Source organism: Leptotrichia trevisanii DSM 22070, assembly GCF_000482505.1.
GTDB lineage: Bacteria > Fusobacteriota > Fusobacteriia > Fusobacteriales > Leptotrichiaceae > Leptotrichia > Leptotrichia trevisanii.
In genome coordinates this window covers 90,860-108,545 of record NZ_AXVL01000004.1, presented here as the reverse complement: position 1 = coordinate 108,545, position 17,686 = coordinate 90,860, and the positions used below count along the sequence as shown (strand labels likewise).

Genomic DNA, 17,686 nt, shown 5'->3' with positions numbered 1-17,686 from the left:
CTAAATAATTAAAATATAATTTATAAATTGACGGAGCTTTTAATTATTAGGATAAATCTTTACTGCAAGATAAGGTTTTGCGGCAATGAGCAATCCTGCGAAAAAAGAGAAAATAATAAAACTGTTATTAAATAAAATAACCTAATATTTAAATGAGAAAAATGTGAATAATTATAAAAGAGGTGGGGAATAGTTGCTCACCTTGTATTTTTAATTTTAATTTTTTAATATTCAATCATAAATAATATATATTGAACTATATAAAAGTTATATATTATAATTATTGACAAAATGTTTTAAAAAATGTTATTATTATAATATATTTAGAAATTAGTTTGTAAATTTTAGTATATAAATGAAAGCAGGAGGCAGTAGAAATGAAAAAAATAATGTTACTTATGATTTTGGCATTAAGTGTGTTTATGTGCAGTGTTCAGAAGGAGGAAAAAAAGGAAGAGAAAAATGCTGATGGGATTCCTGAGAAAATAGTGGTTGGACTTGATGATTCGTTCGTTCCAATGGGATTTAAGAATGAAAAAGGTGAGATTGTGGGGTTTGATATTGACTTGGCTAGGGCGGTTGTTCAGAAGTTAGGAGTTGAAGTTGAATTTAAGCCGATAAACTGGGATTCTAAGATACTGGATTTAAATGGAGGAAATATTGATTTAATCTGGAATGGACTTACTATAACGGAAGAAAGAAAAAAAGAAACTGAAATGACAAAACCGTATTTTACAAGTCACCAGCTTATAGTGGTTAAAGCAGGTTCAAGTATTAATACAAAAGCCGATTTGGCAGGAAAAAATGTTGGAAGTCAGACTGAAAGCAGCGGAGAGGAAGCTGTGAAAAAATCAGGAGACGATAAGAAATTTAAGGAATTTAAGACTTATGCCCAATATGATCAGGCATTTATGGATCTTGACGCAGGGAGAGTTGATGCAATCATAGCTGATGAAGTATTGGCAAAATATACTAAAAAGACAAAAGAAACTCAGGCTAACAAAGAATTGTACAAAATTTTAAGTGAGAATTATGGTGAAGAGGAATATGGAATTGCGGCTAAAAAAGGAAACACAAAATTGATTGAAGCTGTAAATAAAGCTATTGAGGAATTAAAAGCAGACGGGACATATCAAAAAATTTATTCTAAATGGTTTAAAGATTAATGAATCAGTCGTTATCAATATTTATAGAACTGATAAAAACCTTACCGAATGTAGTGGTGCTGTATATATTCACGGTTTTATTTTCCGTCCCGTTGGGAATTTTAGGAGCGTTGGCGTATACAGGAAAAAATAAGATAGTAAAATTTATCATTTCAGTTTATACCTGGATTTTTCGTGGGACTCCCTTGATGCTGCAATTAATGGTTGTTTATTATGGAATACCGCTAATGAATTTTGGAGGTTATAAAATTGTCCTTGCACCATACACGGCGGCTACGATTACATTTATCATAAATTATGCTGCATATCTTGTAGAAATTATGAGAAGTGGAATAGAAAGCATTGATAAGGGACAGCATGAAGTGGCAAAAGTGCTAGGTTACAGCTATTGGCAAAAAATAATATACGTTATTTTGCCACAGGCAATAAGAAGAGTGTTACCAACATTGGGAAATGAGGCGATTACACTTATAAAAGATACTTCCCTTGTGTATGTTCTTGCTGTGACAGAGGTAATGAAACGGACAAAGGAACTGGCTAATATTTATTATAATGTTACTCCATATATTTGTGCGATTATTATTTATCTGGTGCTAAGTTTTGCTGTTGATAGATTATTTAAGGGTATTGAAAAAATAAATAAAATTAGAATTTAAAATTTCTGATTTGTATATAGTTTTACTAAAATACAGAGAAACTGGGAGATAAATTGTGGAAAGTGAAAAAATAATAGAATTAAAAAATTTAAAAAAACAGTATGGCGATAATGTAATTTTGAAAAATATTAATTTATACATTGATAAAGGTGAAGTTGTTTCATTAATAGGGCCTTCTGGAAGCGGAAAGTCAACAATTTTACGCTGTATAGTTGATTTGGAAAGCATAACATCGGGAGAAGTGCTGATTGAGGGGAATAATTTAACGGATAAGAATGTTGATAAAAAAATAAAAAAGGAAATGCTGTTAAAGACAGGAATGGTTTTTCAGACATTTAATTTATTTCCTCATATGTCGGTTAGAAATAATATAGTCAAAACTTTAAAACTTGTAAAAAAGATAGATATGACAGAGGCTGAAAATATTACCAAAAAAATGTTAGATTTAGTCGGACTCTCAGATAAAATTGACAGTTTTCCGAATGAACTTTCAGGTGGACAGAAGCAGCGTGTGGCAATAGCGAGGGCATTGGCATTACAGCCGGATATTATGCTTTTTGACGAGCCAACATCAGCACTTGATCCTGAACTGGTAAAGGAAGTGCTGGATATAATAAGAAAACTGAAAAATCAGAAAATTACAATGCTGATTGTAAGCCACGAAATGAACTTTGTCCGTGAAATTTCAGACAGGATAATCGTTATGGAAAAAGGTGAAATACTGGAAACAGGAAGTTCGCAGCAAATATTTGAAAATCCATTTTCTCAAAGAGTAAGGGAATTTTTGAATACAAATAGTTAAATAGCTAATTTTAGGGGGTATCATAGCAATACCCTTTTCTTTTAAAAAATTTTTTTTATTAAAAAATAAAACTTGTATATACAATATAAAAATGATATAATATAAAAAAGTATTTTAAAAATAGTTGACTTTTAAAGTGAGAAATAATATAATCTTTTTGACTACAAAAGTAAAGGTAAAGCAAAATATATGAAAAAGAGGTGAAATATGGATAGTTTAATTAAGATAAGAAATTTGGTAAAAAAATATAGACTTAATAATGGACAGGAACTGCTGGCTGTAAATAATGTGAATCTTGATATTGAGCAAGGGGATATTTACGGAATTATGGGGCTTAGTGGGGCTGGGAAGTCTACACTCATACGGCTTCTTAATAGACTGGAAGAGCCTACTTCTGGGGAAATTCTTGTGAGGCACGAAATTATTGATAAAAAAAAGAAAAAAAGTCTTGGGTATGAAGATAAAAATATTTTAGATTTTAATATAAGATTATTACGTGAATACAGAAAAAAAACAGGAATGATTTTTCAGCACTTCAATTTGTTAAATTCTAAAAATGTAGCTGATAATGTGGCTTTCCCATTAAAGATTGCCAAATGGAAAAAGAAGAATATTAATAAAAGAGTAGATGAATTGCTTGAAATTGTAGGGCTTTCAGACAAAAAACTGAGTTATCCTGAACAGCTTTCAGGTGGACAGAAGCAACGTGTGGCGATAGCAAGGGCATTGGCAAACAATCCGCAATTATTGCTTTCGGATGAAGCAACCTCGGCACTTGATCCTAGGACAACCAATTCTATTTTGGAACTTTTGAAGGATATAAATAAAAAATTTGGTATAACGATAATTTTAATTACACATCAGATGGAAGTTATAAAGAAAATTTGTAATAAAGCTGCAATTATGTCGGATGGAGAAATTATTGAAAAAGGGGAAACAAAGGAAATTTTCTTAAATCCTAAGACAGAATTGGCAAAAGAATTTGTAGAAAATATTTCACATGAAGAATTTAGGACGGAAGAAGAAATAAAAAGTCGTGAAGAAAATAGCGGAAAATTACGATTGAGATTGAAATATAACGAGGAACAGGTAAATGAGTCCTATATTACAAAAATTATCCGCAAATATGATGTGGAAGTAAATATTTTAGGTGGATTTATTGATAAGGTAGGCGATATTATCGTTGGAAACTTATTGATAGAAATTTCAGCAAACGAAGAAAAAGCAAAAGACATTATTGAATGGCTAAAAGAAAATAAAATAGATTCGGAGGTGGTATAATGAGATTTGACTGGGTTAAATTTTTACAGTTTCAAAATATGGCTGAGCCTCTTTGGGAAACAATTTATATGGTATTTATTTCAACAATTATAGCATTAATTATCGGACTGCCGATTGGAATTCTACTTGTAACATCTGATGAAAAGGGGGTTAAACCCAATAAGACGATTCATAAGATACTGGATATGATTATTGTAAATATTACAAGATCAATTCCATTTATAATTCTAATGGTTTTATTAATACCACTTTCAAGAATGCTTGTAAATAAATCTTACGGAAGTATTGCATTTATTGTTCCGCTTTCGTTAGGATCTGCACCATTTGTGGCAAGAATCATTGAAGGGGCGTTAAAGGAAGTGGATGAAGGGCTTATTGAGGCTTCAAAATCTATGGGTGCAACAGTTTCTGAAATTATTTTTAAAGTGATGATACCGGAAGCATTGCCTGCACTTGTTCATGGTTTGACGTTGACGTTAATCAGTCTAATTGGATATTCTGCGATGGCTGGGACAATCGGTGGTGGTGGACTTGGAAATGCCGCTGTAATTGACGGTTATCAGAGATCCAAGCCTGAAGTTATGTGGCAGGCTACAATTGTTATAATTTTGCTTGTACAAATTATACAGTTTATTGGAAACAGCATTGTAAAAATGTTGATGAACAAGAGAAAAAGAGTTTAGTTTAATAATATAGATACAGCAAGGGAGATGATTTCATGAAAAAAATTTTATTAGTCCTGATTGCAGCGTTATTTTTGATAGCTTGCGGAAATCCTGATAAAGCTGCTAAAAATTCTGAAAATAAAAAGGTTCAAAAATTAAAGGTTGCAGCTACGCCCGTTCCAGCGGGAGAAATTTTGAATGTTGTAAAAGATGATTTAAGGAAAGAAGGGATTGAACTGGAGATAGTTGAGTTTAATGATTATGTTCAGCCTAATAAAGTGCTGCAGTCCAAGGAGGTTGATGCGAATTTTTTCCAGCATATTCCATATATGGAAAATTTTGGGAAGAAAAATGGATTTGAAATGGTGGCAGTTGGAAAAGTGTATTTGCCAACTCTTGCACTGTATTCAAAAAAAATAAAAAGCATTAATGACTTAAAAAATGGAGATACTATTTTATTGCCAAATGATCCGACAAACTTGGCACGTTCATTAATTTTACTTGACAAAGGTGGAATTATGAAATTAAGTGATAATAAAAATACGGAAGCAACATTGAAAGATATTGTGAGCAATCCAAAAAATATTAAGTTTGAGGAACTTTCGGCAGAACAGTTGCCGCCAAGATTACCTGAAGTGGCAGCTTCAATTGTAAATAGCAGTTTTGCATTGAATGCAGGATTGTCATATAAAGATGATGGACTTTTGAAAGAAGACAAGGATTCTCCTTATGCAAATGTACTTGCAACATTGAAAGGGAATGAAAATGATCCTAAAATTCAGAAATTGTTGAAGGCGTTGCAAAGTGAAAAAGTTAAGAAATATATGGAAGAAAAATACAAAGATGTGATTATTCCAGTATTTTAGTAGAAGGTTGTAAAATAAATTATAAATAAAAATTTTGGAGGTATTTATGAAAAAAATATTATCATTATTATTAGCAACAGCATTATTTTTAGTAGCTTGTGGAAATAAGAATGAAACTAAGGGGGCGGCTGACAGCCAAGGTGGAGCTGCAAAAACTGAAAAATTAATTGTGGGGGCTACACCTATTCCACACGCTGAATTATTGAATTTGGTAAAAGATGACTTGAAAAAAGAAGGAATTGAACTGGAAGTAGTTGAGTTTAATGACTATGTTCAGCCAAACAAGGCACTTGCAGATAAAAGTATAGATGCGAATTTCTTTCAACATGTTCCATATATGGATGATTTTGGAAAGAAAAATAATATTGGATTGTCAGCAGTTGGAAATATTCATTTGGAGCCAATGGCATTGTATTCTAAAAAAATAAAAAATATTAATGATTTGAAAAATGGAGATACTTTAATTATTCCTAACGATCCAACAAACGGAGGACGTGCATTAATTTTACTTGATAAAGCTGGTATTATAAAATTAAAAGACAACACAAAACTAGATTCTACACCAGCAGACATTGCTGCAAATCCAAAAAATATTAAAATTGAAACATTATCAAATGAGCAAATTGCACCAAGATTAAGCGAAGTTGCAGGAGCAATCATAAATTCAAACTTTGCAATTGATGCTGGTGTTACAAAAAATGAAATTATCTTGATTGAAGGTAAAGATTCACCATATGTAAACATTATTACAGTTTTAAAAGGAAATGAAAATGATGAAAGAGTTAAAAAACTTGTAAAAGCATTACAAAGTGAAAAAGTTAAAAAATATATTGAAGAGAAATACGAAGGTAGAGTAATTCCTGCATTCTAAATTTTATAAAAATATTTATATTGAAAAAATGGCTTTAAATTAAATTTAAGGCTATTTTTTTTGCAAACTTCTTGAAATAAATTTAAAAAAAATGTATAATAAACGTAATGCTTTTTAGAAGGCAATTAAAAAGTAAATATTTTTTTATTTTGCCTGAATTGAAAAGTATTTTTATTTAACTCAGATTGTGAGTTTGTAAAGTTTGAATATTTTAGAAAAAGAGAGGAGAAATTATTTTTAAATATGATAATTTGGAAATTAGAAAAATTTGATTTGATATTTATTCAATTTTCAAAATATTTAAAGAAATGAAGAAAAATGAAAAAATTACTTACAATTTCGCTATTTTTAGCTAGCATTAATTTAATTTACGCAGAAAATGAGAATTATGAATATGGGGAGTTTTCAGCAAGAAGAACATCACAAAGGGAAACAAAGCCAGTACAGCCTGCACCAAAGCAAATAGGATTCTGGGATTTTTATGAAAAACAGCAGGCAAAATTGCTAAAGGACAACGATAAAAAGCTATTTGATGAACTTAGCACAACAACTAAGGCAAAAGACGATTTTTATGACTATGTGAATGAAAACTGGACAAAAAAAACACAGATTCCCAGTACAAAGCCAGCGTGGGGTTCCTTTTATGAATTAAATGAGAAAAATCAGGATTTTTTACGCAATTTAGTAAAGGAATTAAAAAATAAGTCATCCTTGACTGAAGATGAAAAGAAAGTTATAACACTTTATGACAGTTATTCTGATATGAAAAAAAGAGACGAAGAAGGTTTGACACCCATTAAAAAAGATTTGGATAGAATTGATGCTATTCGAAATATTGAAGATTTGAAGAAATATAATGTGGAAGTTACGAAAACTGGCGGTTCTGAATTTTATGGTTGGGGTGTAGGAACTGACTTAAATAATTCCAAAAATAATGCAATATACTTGGGAAGTGCTGGAATTGGACTGTCAAGAGATTATTATCAGAAGGATACAAAGGAAAATCGGGCAATATTGGAAGAATATACAAAATATGTCAGTGATATGCTGAAATATTCTGGAGAAGAGGATACTCTTGAAAGAGCTAAAAAAATAGTTGCGTTTGAAAAGCAGATTGCAAATACATTATTGACTAATGAGGAACGTCACGATGTAAAAAAATATAATAATCCAATAAAAGTAAGTGAATTGGGAACATTGTCTAAAAATGTTGATTTGGCACAATACTTGAAAGAATTGAACATAAAAACTGATAAAGTCATCATAAGTGAATTGAATTATTATAAAAATCTGGACAATTTTGTAAATGATACGAATATTGATGTAATTAAGGATTATATGAAATATAATTTAATAAGTTCTGCAGCCGGTATTTTAACAGATGATATGGGGAAAAGAAGTTTTGAATTTTTTGGAAAATATTTAAATGGACAAAAGGAAAGGGAAACGCTGGAAAAAAGAGCATTGAACTTTACAAATGGAAGTTTAGGTGAAATAATAGGAAAAATTTATGTTCAAAGAAATTTCTCGCCAGAAGCCAAAAAGAATACACAGGAAATGGTTGGTTATATCAAAAAAGCCATGAAAAATAGAATTGAAAAACTGGACTGGATGAGTGCAGCTACTAAGAAAAAAGCACTTGAAAAATTGGCAAAAGTTAATGTAAAAATCGGATACCCTGACAAGTGGAAAGACTACAGCAAAATGACAATCTCAAGTAACGATACACTTTATGATCAGTTGAAAAAAATAAGTGAATGGGCATATAACGAAGAAATGAAAAAGGTTGGAAAACCAGTGGATAAAACAGAATGGCATATGTATCCGCATACAATAAATGCTTATTATTCTCCAACAGGAAATGAAATAGTGTTCCCGGCTGGAATTTTACAATTCCCATTTTATGATTATTATAGATCAGAAATGGCAAGTAATTTTGGAGCGATAGGAAGTATCATTGGACATGAACTTACACACGCATTCGATGTATCGGGAGCTGAATATGATGGGGATGGAAATGTAAAAAACTGGTGGACAGCAGAAGACAAGTTAAAATTTGATGCAGCAACTAAAAGATTGGAAAATCAATTTTCTGGATATTCAGTTGGTGATGGAGTAAACGTAAATGGAAAATTCACATTAACAGAAAATATTGCTGACTTAGGTGGACTGAATATTGCTTATGATGCTTTACAGCTGTATTTAAAAGATCACCCAACGTCTACAAAAATTTACGCTGATACAACAAATAAATTATTTTTCCTAAGTTTTGCAAGAATGTGGCGACAAAAATCAACACCAGAATATTTGAAAAACTTAGCAAAAACAGATTCCCATTCACCAAATATATTTAGGGTGAACGGAACTTTAATAAATGTTGATGCATTCCACAAAGTATTTGAAACAAAACCGGGAGATAAAATGTATAAAGCTCCTCAAGACAGAATAAAAATCTGGTAAAATAATTGAATAATAAAATAAAAAACTATCTTGACTAATATTGAGATAGTTTTTTTATAAGGTGCTAAAAATAATTAAAAATTATTTTTTTAATCCATTTAAAAATAGAGATTAGATTTTACAATATTTACATCAAATCCTCTAAAATAAATGAGAAATAGTATTAATATTAAATATGTCTTAATTATTTATTCTTTAAAATCTAAATTCATCAAAATAAATTACTTTGTAAATACATTCTTGCCTTTTCTTCTAATAATTCAAAATTAATAGTATTTTTTATGTAACCCATAGACATATAGATTTCCGTCTAAATCATAATCAAATTTCTTACTTGGAGACGATAATGGAGCAAACAAGTTTTTTGTTTTTAATTATTAATTAAAATAGCAAAATTTTTAATACAACGATATATTATCGGACGCAATATTTATTATAAACTATTTAAAAATATTGGGTTGTTGCCCTTCATTAGAAAAGTTTGTAATAAATTCGTTATTTAAATAAATGGGGTTTAGTATTAGTTATGGAATTAAGTAGTAAATCAATAAAATATTGATAAATTTATAAAATAATAAAAGGAAAAATATTTAATTTTATGATATAATATCTATGGAAAAAGGAAACAAATTTATAAATAAAAATTAGATATGAAATAAAATTTTGAAAAATGGAGGAAATTGAGAAATGCAAAGAAAAACTATTAAAAATACTGTTGAAATATCGGGAATTGGGCTTCATAAAGGAGAAAAAATAAAATTAACTTTGAAGCCCAGTGGAAATAATGATAAACAAGGAATTATTTTTAAAAGAATTGATGTGAGTGGGAAAAGTAATATTATAAAGGTTGATTACAGGAATTTATTTGATTTGGAGAGAGGAACGAATATTAGGAATGAGGATGATGTGAAGGTTCATACGATCGAACATTTTTTATCGTCACTCTCGATTACTGGAATAACTGATATTTTAGTTGAGATTTCAGGGAATGAGTTGCCTATTTTGGATGGGAGTTCAGCGAGATTTGTTGAAAAATTACTGGAAGCTGGAATTGTGGAACTGGATGAGGAAATAGAGCCTGTTATGATTACAGAACCTGTTATATTTTCAGATGAGAAGGCGGGAAAATATGTGATGGCACTGCCTTATGATGGATTTAAAATATCTTATACGATTGATTTTAACCATAGTTTTTTGAAATCACAGTATTATGAGCTTGAAGTAAATTTGGAAAATTATATGGAAAATATTGCGAAATGTAGAACTTTTGCATTTGATTATGAAATAGATTTTCTTAAAAAGAATAATTTAGCATTAGGAGGAAGTTTGGAAAATGCTGTGGTAGTGGGGGCAGATGGGCCATTGAACCCAGAAGGTTTAAGATATCCTGATGAATTTGTAAGACATAAAATTCTTGATATAATTGGAGATCTGTATGTTCTAGGAACGCCTATAAAGGCTCACGTTATCGCAATAAAGGCTGGACACTATGTAAATTCAAGATTGACTGAGATGATTGCGAAAAAATATTTGTAAAAAACATAAAAAACACTTGTAATTTCGACAAAAATCAAATATAATATAGGTATAAAATTTTAATGAAAATATCGAAATTAAATTAAACTAGATAAATTAGAAAACTTTGATTTAAAAAACAATATTAGGAAATAATAATTTTTAATACATTAGTTAATTTGATTTCAAATGAAAATTTTAAAATAAATAAAAATATAATTTCAGGAGGATTAGAAAATATGGCATCAAATGAAACAATTATGAATATAGAGGATATTATGAAAATATTACCACATAGATACCCATTTTTACTGGTAGACAGAGTTATTGAAAAAAATGGGACAGATTCTTTGGTAGCAATAAAAAATGTTACAATGAATGAGGAATTTTTTCAGGGGCATTTCCCGGGGAAACCTGTAATGCCTGGAGTTTTACAAATAGAAGCATTGGCACAGGCTGTAGGGTTATTGATGTTAGAACCGGGTAAAATACCTTTATTTATGTCAATTGATAAATGTAAATTTAGAAGAGCGGTTGTTCCGGGAGATCAATTAAGACTGGAAGTAGAAAAGATAAAAGTTAAAAGTAACGTAATAGTTGCACGTGGAAGATGCGTTGTTGATGGCACAGTTGTAAGTGAAGCTGACTTGAAATTTTCAGTACAGGATTTATAATTAGATAATACTCTAACTGCTTTGGAATTAAATTCTCAAAAATTGAATATTTAAGTGATATAAAAATTTTTAATTTAATTTTATGCAGTTTTATGCAATTTTAAAACATGAGTTTTAAATAATTCAAAATATAAAAATAAGAGGTATAATAATTATGAGTTTAAATATACATCCAACGGCAATTGTTGATCCAAATGCTAAACTTGGAGAAAATGTAAAGATAGGGCCGTATTCGATTATAGGGCCAGAAGTAACAATTGGAAATGGGACTGTTGTAGAATCGCATGTTGTAATTGAAGGAGAAACGATTATTGGGGAGAATAACTATATTTTTTCTTTTGCTTCAATTGGGAAGGATCCGCAAGATTTGAAGTTTGCTGGAGAGAAAACGAGAGTTGTTATTGGAAATAATAATAAAATCCGTGAATTTGTTACAATTCATCGTGGGACTACTGATAAATATGAAACTAGAATTGGAAATAATACGCTTGTAATGGCTTATGTTCATATTGCTCACGATTGTATAATTGGAGATAACTGTGTACTTGCAAATGCTGCGACTTTTGCTGGGCATGTGGAAGTGGAAGATTATGCGGTGGTAGGTGGGCTTACTGCTGTGCATCAGTTTACAAGGGTTGGGCGACACGCAATGATAGGTGGATGTTCGGCTGTAAATCAGGATGTTGTTCCTTATATGCTGTCTGAAGGTAATAAGGCAAGAGCTGTATATATCAATATTGTAGGACTTCAACGTAGAGGTTTTTCAGAAGAGCAGATAAAAAGATTGAGAGAACTGTATAAAATTATATTCAAGAAAAAATTGAAACTGGAAGAAGCACTTCAAACGGTGGAACGTGATTACGGACAATATGAAGAAGCACAAAATCTTGTTAATTTTATACGAAAAAGTAAAAGGGGTATTACGAGATAAAATATGGAACTATTATCGTGATACAGTTACAAAATTAATTTTAAAAATCTTTCTGACTAAGACTAATTAAAATTCAAAACTGTGATTTGAGTAAAATAATTATAACTTTTGAGTTTAGTTTTAAAGAGATTTTATTATGTTCATATAAAAAATAAAAATAGAATAAAAAACTTAAGATGTAAAATTTCTCAAAATAATAATAATCTATATTTTATTTTGAGTTAATTTTTTAATGTAGATATTTTTTTAAGAGGAAAAAGTGATAATGGAAAAAGTAGGTTTGATTGCTGGAAACGGGAAATTGCCTGAATTATTTATGAATCAATGTATTCTAAAAGGAATTGAACCATTTTCGGTTTATTTGTTTGAAAGTGTAGAGGAAGGTGTAAAAGAGCATAAAAATTCTGTAAAATACAGCGTTGCACAAGTTGGAAAAATAATCTCATATTTTAAGAAAAATGGGGTAACTCAGCTGATAATGCTTGGAAAAGTAGAAAAAAATCTGATTTTTTCAAATTTGAAATTTGATTTGACAGCAACTAAAATATTGTTGTCTACAAAAAATAAAAAAGATAAGAATATTTTAAAAGCGATAATCGATTACATTGAATCAGAAAATATCAAGGTTCTGCCACAAAATTACTTGATGGACGAATACATTGCTGGAAATGAAGTATATACAAAGATTTCACCAAGCACAAATGAGGAAAAAACAATCAAAATTGGGATTGAGGCAGCACGGATGCTTACGGATATTGATGCGGGGCAGACTGTTGTTGTAAAAGATGAGTCAGTTATTGCTCTGGAAGGTGTGGAAGGTACTGATAAGGCTATTTTGCGTGGTGGGGAACTAGCTGGAAAAAACTGTATTGTGGTAAAAATGGCAAGGCGTCATCAGGATTATCGTATAGACATTCCAACTATTGGACTGGAAACAATAAAAAAAGTGGTAGAAATCAATGGACGTGGAATTGTAATCGAAGCTGATAAAATGCTGTTTATTGATAAAGAGGAAGTTATAAAATTTGCAAACAAAAATAAAATTTTTATAAAAGGAATTAAGATTTAATACTATTTCTCTTTTAAATAGTGGATATTTAATAAATTTTGAATTACGTACTATCTTAGTAAAGAATTAAAACTTCTAGTTTCTAATGGAATTTAGTATTATATATTATTTCGTTATTTAAATTAGGTTTTATAAGGAGCTTTTAGAAAAACTATTTTTAAAAAATAGGCTAAAAACTATAAATATGCTATTTAAAATCTGTATTTATTAATTTTAAAATAGATTTAGCATATAAAAATTAAATACAACTTTGAATTTTTAAACTAATTTGAACATACAGGAAACAAGTAAAATAAACAATAAAAAAGGCTAAAAATGAAAAATAATAATGAAAATGATATAATAAAAGAAAAAAATAATGATTTATCAATAGTAAAACCTCAAAAAAAGAAAAAAATCTTTATTTCCTGCGGTGAAATGTCAGGAGATTTACATGCTTCATACATTGTGGAGGAAATGAGAAAAAAAGATGAAAATGTTGAATTTTTTGGTGTAATTGGGGATAAGTCAATAAAGGCTGGTGTTAAGCCTGTAAATCATATTAAAAATAACGATGTTATGGGATTTGTTGAGGCTTTGAAAAAGTATAATTATTTTACGGAAAAGGCTCATGAATATTTGCAGTTTATTAAGGAAAATGAAATAGAAACTGTTATTTTTGTTGATTTTGGAGGATTTAATTTAAAATTTTTTGAATTATTAAAAAAGAAGATTTCAGAAAAAGAACTTCAAAACTTGAGAATGATTTATTACATTCCACCTAAAGTCTGGGCTTGGGGGAAAAAGCGGATTGAAAAATTAAAAAAATTTGATGATGTTATTGTTATTTTTCCATTTGAAAAGGCGTATTTTGACAATGGCTTGAAAAAAGATAAATCAAAAGGGCTGAAAGTGGAATACTTTGGGAATCCATTTGTTGATAAATATGAATTTTCTGACAAGCTAGGAGAAAAAATATTGTTGCTTCCTGGAAGCAGACGCCAAGAAATTGAAAAATTTTTGCCAGTAATTATGGAACTTATTAGAAACGAAAAAGTTAAGAATGAGAAGTTTTTGATGAAACTGGCAAATGAGGAGCATATAAAATATATACGTGTTTTTGAAGAAAAATATAAAATTGATGTTCATAAAATTCCAAATTTGGAAATAACTTTTGATGAAATCAAGAATATTCGGAAAGACTGCAAATATGCAATAGCAACTTCAGGAACGGTAACTTTTGAAATATCGCTTATGGGACTGCCTGTGATTGTAGTTTACAAAACATCGAAAATCAATGCTTTTATTGCACGAAAGATAGTCAAAATAAAATATATAACACTTACTAATCTGAATGCTGATAGGGAAATTTTTAAGGAATTATTGCAGGAAGATTTTTCAGTGGAAAAATTGCTGGAAGAAATGGAAATTATGGAAAAAAAGAAAAAAAATATTGTTTTAGAATTGAAAAAAGAGAGAGAAAAATTGGGTAATTTTGGAGTTTTGGAAAAAATTGCAGATTATTTGTTAGAAAAATAGAGATTGACTTTAGAAACTTTACAAAAAGGAAAAAGTATGGAAAAAAAACGTGAAGAACTGTTAAAAGGTTCTATTTTGAAATTATTTGTAAAATATTTCATACCAACGCTTATTGGATCTGCGGCAGTTGTCTTGTACAATATTGTTGACAGGTTCTTTGTTGGGAAAATTAGTGAAAAGGCACTTGCTGGTGCGGGAATTGCTTTTTATATTGTTATGCTGATTATTGCCTTTTCAATGTTCATAGGAGTTGGAGCTGGAACTATCATTTCGATTAGGCTTGGACAGGGAAAAAAGGGAGAAGCCAAGAAAATATTGGGAAATGCTGTAACATTATTTACTATTTTAGGACTTGCATTGTATGTGCTTTTAATGTTGAATATTAACATGGTTTTACGATATTCGGGTGCTAATAACGAAACATTGCCATATGCAAAGGCTTATCTAGAAATAATATTACTGGCCATCCTACCACTGTTTTATTCGTTTGGGCTAACAAATGTGTTAAATGCGGCTGGAGCACCACGAGTTGCGATGTTTTCAATGCTAATTGGAGCAGTTGTGAATATTGCTTTAGATTATGTAGCTGTAATGATTATGCATACTGGAATTGAGGGAACTGCTTATGCGACTTTGATTGGGAATGTATTGTCTGCAATATTTGTACTTTGGTTCCTGATTGTTGGAAAATTACCGTTTAAAATTGATATGTTTGGATTCAAGCTGGAAGAGGAAAGTGTTGTTACAATAAGATTTTCAAAAATGAAATTGGATTCAAAAATAGTGAAAGATATTTTTTCAATAGGAATGTCACCGTTTTTATTACAGGCTGCAAGTTCGGGAGTTGGGCTTGTAACAAATAAAATCGTGGATACTTATGGAGGAACTTATGGTGTGGCGGTTATGACAATCATAAATTCATATTTGCCAATTATGACAATGAGTGTTTATGCGGTTTCTCAAGCTGTTCAGCCAATAATTGGGTTTAATTATGGGGCGAAAAATTTCAGGAGAGTGAAAAAATCTTTAATGACAGCTATAAATGCAGGGATTGTATTGTCTTTTGCATTTTGGGTGATTGTAATGCTGCTTCCAAAGGAATTGATTTTATTTTTTAATGAAAAAAGTACGCCAGAAGCTCTGAGAGAAGGGGTAAAGGCAATTAGAGTATATTTTTCACTTGTAATAATCTCATCTTTTGGAATCACAGTGCCAAATTATTTTCAGGCAACAGGACGTTCAAAATATTCAGTTACATTAAATTTATTGCGACAAGTTGTTATATTCTTATTAGTTGTTATAATTTTTTCAAATATTTGGAAACTGGATGGAGTGTGGCTTGCACAACCGTTTACTGATTTACTGTTCTTTATAATACTTTTAGGATTTTTATATAAAGAAAAAAAATTCTTTGATAAAATGATTGAAAATGAAAATAACAGACTGGAATATAATGGAAAAATAGATGAAGAAGAAAAAGTAAAATAAAGATAGATAAAAATAAATTTTAAAGAGGAAAAAAAATGATTACAATTTTATTAATGGCTATTTCCTATATTCTGGGAAGTATACCAAATGCACTTTGGATAGGAAAAGTATTTAAAGGGATAGATATTCGTGAGCATGGGAGCAGAAATACAGGCTCTACAAATGCTGCTCGTGTTTTAGGAGTAAAATTAGGTATTTTGACATTAATTCTAGATATTTCCAAAGGATTAGTTCCGACGTTGATAGCAATTTTATTAAAAGTTGATTTTTTTGAAAATTTGACAAAAATTTCAAACCTTGATTATGTATTAGTTGGAATTTGTGCAATTTTTGGACATGTGTTTTCTATTTTTATGAATTTTAAAGGTGGAAAGGCTGTTGCGACAACGCTTGGAGTATTTTTAATTTTAGTGCCAAAAGCCATATTGTTTGCTGCAATTGTGTTTTTTGTGATTTTTGCTATTTCGAAATATGTTTCGCTGTCTTCGATTTTGGCGGCTATATCACTTCCAATTTTTATATATTTTTTATATCAGCAGATAATATATGTTATTCTAGGAATTTTAATAGCAATTTTGATTGTAGTAAAACATAAAAGCAATATTGAAAGATTAAAAAATGGAACAGAATCTAAATTTAATTTAAAGAATAAAAAATAAAAAAGAGATAAAAGTAGAAAGGAAGGGATAACGATGAAGAATGTATTGGTTATCGGTGGTGGAAGCTGGGGAACCTGTCTTTCAAAACTGTTAATAGAAAATGGACACAAAGTCTATTTGTGGGAGCATAATGAAGAAGTAAGAAAAGTTATTCGTGATACAAAGGAAAATCCGCAATTTTTGCCAAATATAAAATTACCTGACAATCTTAATGTGGTGGATGATTATGGAGAAGTGCTTGAAAATATTGAAAAATATGGGAAAATTGACATTCTGTTATTGGCAACTCCAACACAATTTTTAAGAATGATTTTAAAAAGATTGAAAAATTTCTTAAATTATAATATAATATTGGTAAATGTTGCAAAAGGTTTAGAAATTGCTACAAAGAAAAGAATCTCTGAAATAGTAGAAGAAGAGCTTGAAAACAAACAATATAGCTATGTTCTGCTGGCGGGGCCGACACATGCTGAAGAAGTGGCACAAAAGCTGCCATCTGCCATACTTTCCGTATCTGAAGTTGAACAAGCTGCAAAAACTGTACAAGCTACATTTAGCAACCTTTATTTTAGAGTTTATACAGGAACAGATCTGATGGGAGCCGAACTTGCGGGAGCATTAAAAAACTGTCTTGCAATCGCAGCGGGAATTGCTGATGGAATGGGTTATGGAGATAACACGAAGGCTGCTCTTATAACTCGTGGAATTAACGAAATGTTTGAAATTGCAAAATATTACAATGCTAATCCTAAAACATTTATGGGATTATCAGGGCTTGGAGATATTATTGTAACTTGTACAAGTAAGCATAGCAGAAACAGATTTGTAGGGGAAAAGCTGGGACAAGGTGAAAAAATTGAAGATATAGTTTCTCATATGAATATGGTATCAGAAGGTGCAGAAACAATAAAGGCCCTTTATAAAATCATAAAGGAAAATAATTTAAAAGCACCTATTTTCACGGCACTTTATGAAGTAATCTACAATGGAAAGCCAGTTTCAGAACTGGAATCTACATTTATGAGCAGAGATTTAAAATCAGAATTTTTAAGTTAAGAAATTATA

General features: G+C 30.1%; 16 protein-coding genes. All 16 read left to right on the top strand.

Annotation, left to right across the window (positions count from 1 at the left end; genetic code table 11):
- Nucleotides 1-377 precede the first annotated feature (377 nt).
- The 16 genes from K324_RS0100545 (at nucleotide 378) to K324_RS0100470 (ending at nucleotide 17,677) form a co-directional block, all read left to right on the top strand.
- A complete protein-coding gene (locus K324_RS0100545) occupies nucleotides 378-1,166 on the top strand; it encodes an amino acid ABC transporter substrate-binding protein (RefSeq protein ID WP_026747419.1) in 789 nt (262 codons plus the stop codon).
- Nucleotides 1,166-1,822, top strand: a complete 657-nt coding sequence (locus K324_RS0100540; RefSeq protein ID WP_026747418.1) for an amino acid ABC transporter permease — start codon at nucleotides 1,166-1,168, stop codon at nucleotides 1,820-1,822. The genes K324_RS0100545 and K324_RS0100540 overlap by 1 nt, the downstream gene beginning before the upstream one ends.
- Nucleotides 1,823-1,892: 70 nt before the next feature.
- Nucleotides 1,893-2,624 (top strand): amino acid ABC transporter ATP-binding protein, encoded by a 732-nt coding sequence (locus K324_RS0100535; protein WP_026747417.1) that lies wholly within the window; start codon nucleotides 1,893-1,895, stop codon nucleotides 2,622-2,624.
- 207 nt (nucleotides 2,625-2,831) lie between these two features.
- Complete coding sequence (locus tag K324_RS0100530; protein WP_026747416.1) at nucleotides 2,832-3,905, top strand: methionine ABC transporter ATP-binding protein; 1,074 nt, start codon at nucleotides 2,832-2,834, stop codon at nucleotides 3,903-3,905.
- On the top strand, nucleotides 3,905-4,588 hold the full coding sequence (locus K324_RS0100525; protein WP_026747415.1) for a methionine ABC transporter permease: 684 nt from the start codon (nucleotides 3,905-3,907) through the stop codon (nucleotides 4,586-4,588). The genes K324_RS0100530 and K324_RS0100525 overlap by 1 nt, the downstream gene beginning before the upstream one ends.
- A gap of 35 nt (nucleotides 4,589-4,623) precedes the next feature.
- Nucleotides 4,624-5,436, top strand: coding sequence for a MetQ/NlpA family ABC transporter substrate-binding protein (locus K324_RS0100520; protein WP_026747414.1), 813 nt, complete (start codon nucleotides 4,624-4,626; stop codon nucleotides 5,434-5,436).
- Nucleotides 5,437-5,482: 46 nt separating this feature from the next.
- Complete coding sequence (locus K324_RS0100515) at nucleotides 5,483-6,307, top strand: MetQ/NlpA family ABC transporter substrate-binding protein (protein WP_026747413.1); 825 nt, start codon at nucleotides 5,483-5,485, stop codon at nucleotides 6,305-6,307.
- Between the two features lie 318 nt (nucleotides 6,308-6,625).
- On the top strand, nucleotides 6,626-8,767 hold the full coding sequence (locus K324_RS0100510; protein ID WP_026747412.1) for a M13 family metallopeptidase: 2,142 nt from the start codon (nucleotides 6,626-6,628) through the stop codon (nucleotides 8,765-8,767).
- 687 nt (nucleotides 8,768-9,454) lie between these two features.
- Nucleotides 9,455-10,303: a UDP-3-O-acyl-N-acetylglucosamine deacetylase gene (lpxC, locus tag K324_RS0100505; protein ID WP_026747411.1), complete on the top strand. Its 849-nt coding sequence runs from the start codon at nucleotides 9,455-9,457 to the stop codon at nucleotides 10,301-10,303.
- Between the two features lie 218 nt (nucleotides 10,304-10,521).
- Complete coding sequence (gene fabZ, locus K324_RS0100500) at nucleotides 10,522-10,956, top strand: 3-hydroxyacyl-ACP dehydratase FabZ (protein WP_006804216.1); 435 nt, start codon at nucleotides 10,522-10,524, stop codon at nucleotides 10,954-10,956.
- Between the two features lie 154 nt (nucleotides 10,957-11,110).
- A complete protein-coding gene (gene lpxA, locus K324_RS0100495; protein ID WP_026747410.1) occupies nucleotides 11,111-11,887 on the top strand; it encodes an acyl-ACP--UDP-N-acetylglucosamine O-acyltransferase in 777 nt (258 codons plus the stop codon).
- A 265-nt stretch (nucleotides 11,888-12,152) separates the two neighbouring features.
- Entirely contained in the window at nucleotides 12,153-12,956 is an 804-nt protein-coding gene (locus K324_RS0100490) for an LpxI family protein (protein ID WP_026747409.1), read from the top strand.
- Between the two features lie 315 nt (nucleotides 12,957-13,271).
- On the top strand, nucleotides 13,272-14,474 hold the full coding sequence (locus tag K324_RS0100485) for a lipid-A-disaccharide synthase (protein WP_084533503.1): 1,203 nt from the start codon (nucleotides 13,272-13,274) through the stop codon (nucleotides 14,472-14,474).
- Nucleotides 14,475-14,510: 36 nt separating this feature from the next.
- The gene (locus K324_RS0100480; protein WP_036094840.1) at nucleotides 14,511-15,962 is read left to right on the top strand and encodes an MATE family efflux transporter; all 1,452 of its coding nucleotides are present in this window, start codon (nucleotides 14,511-14,513) and stop codon (nucleotides 15,960-15,962) included.
- 35 nt (nucleotides 15,963-15,997) lie between these two features.
- The gene (plsY, locus tag K324_RS0100475) at nucleotides 15,998-16,621 is read left to right on the top strand and encodes a glycerol-3-phosphate 1-O-acyltransferase PlsY (RefSeq protein ID WP_026747406.1); all 624 of its coding nucleotides are present in this window, start codon (nucleotides 15,998-16,000) and stop codon (nucleotides 16,619-16,621) included.
- 33 nt (nucleotides 16,622-16,654) lie between these two features.
- Nucleotides 16,655-17,677, top strand: a complete 1,023-nt coding sequence (locus tag K324_RS0100470; protein WP_026747405.1) for an NAD(P)H-dependent glycerol-3-phosphate dehydrogenase — start codon at nucleotides 16,655-16,657, stop codon at nucleotides 17,675-17,677.
- Nucleotides 17,678-17,686: the final 9 nt, after the last annotated feature.

What these genes read in the sequence shown, in the direction of transcription:
- K324_RS0100545 (WP_026747419.1), top strand. Translation starts at nt 378, where the DNA reads ATGAAAAAAATAATGTTACTTATGATTTTGGCATTAAGTGTGTTTATG.
- K324_RS0100540 (WP_026747418.1), top strand. Translation starts at nt 1,166, where the DNA reads ATGAATCAGTCGTTATCAATATTTATAGAACTGATAAAAACCTTACCG.
- K324_RS0100530 (WP_026747416.1), top strand. Translation starts at nt 2,832, where the DNA reads ATGGATAGTTTAATTAAGATAAGAAATTTGGTAAAAAAATATAGACTT.
- K324_RS0100525 (WP_026747415.1), top strand. Translation starts at nt 3,905, where the DNA reads ATGAGATTTGACTGGGTTAAATTTTTACAGTTTCAAAATATGGCTGAG.
- K324_RS0100520 (WP_026747414.1), top strand. Translation starts at nt 4,624, where the DNA reads ATGAAAAAAATTTTATTAGTCCTGATTGCAGCGTTATTTTTGATAGCT.
- K324_RS0100515 (WP_026747413.1), top strand. Translation starts at nt 5,483, where the DNA reads ATGAAAAAAATATTATCATTATTATTAGCAACAGCATTATTTTTAGTA.
- K324_RS0100510 (WP_026747412.1), top strand. Translation starts at nt 6,626, where the DNA reads ATGAAAAAATTACTTACAATTTCGCTATTTTTAGCTAGCATTAATTTA.
- lpxC (WP_026747411.1), top strand. Translation starts at nt 9,455, where the DNA reads ATGCAAAGAAAAACTATTAAAAATACTGTTGAAATATCGGGAATTGGG.
- fabZ (WP_006804216.1), top strand. Translation starts at nt 10,522, where the DNA reads ATGGCATCAAATGAAACAATTATGAATATAGAGGATATTATGAAAATA.
- lpxA (WP_026747410.1), top strand. Translation starts at nt 11,111, where the DNA reads ATGAGTTTAAATATACATCCAACGGCAATTGTTGATCCAAATGCTAAA.
- K324_RS0100490 (WP_026747409.1), top strand. Translation starts at nt 12,153, where the DNA reads ATGGAAAAAGTAGGTTTGATTGCTGGAAACGGGAAATTGCCTGAATTA.
- K324_RS0100485 (WP_084533503.1), top strand. Translation starts at nt 13,272, where the DNA reads ATGAAAAATAATAATGAAAATGATATAATAAAAGAAAAAAATAATGAT.
- K324_RS0100480 (WP_036094840.1), top strand. Translation starts at nt 14,511, where the DNA reads ATGGAAAAAAAACGTGAAGAACTGTTAAAAGGTTCTATTTTGAAATTA.
- plsY (WP_026747406.1), top strand. Translation starts at nt 15,998, where the DNA reads ATGATTACAATTTTATTAATGGCTATTTCCTATATTCTGGGAAGTATA.
- K324_RS0100470 (WP_026747405.1), top strand. Translation starts at nt 16,655, where the DNA reads ATGAAGAATGTATTGGTTATCGGTGGTGGAAGCTGGGGAACCTGTCTT.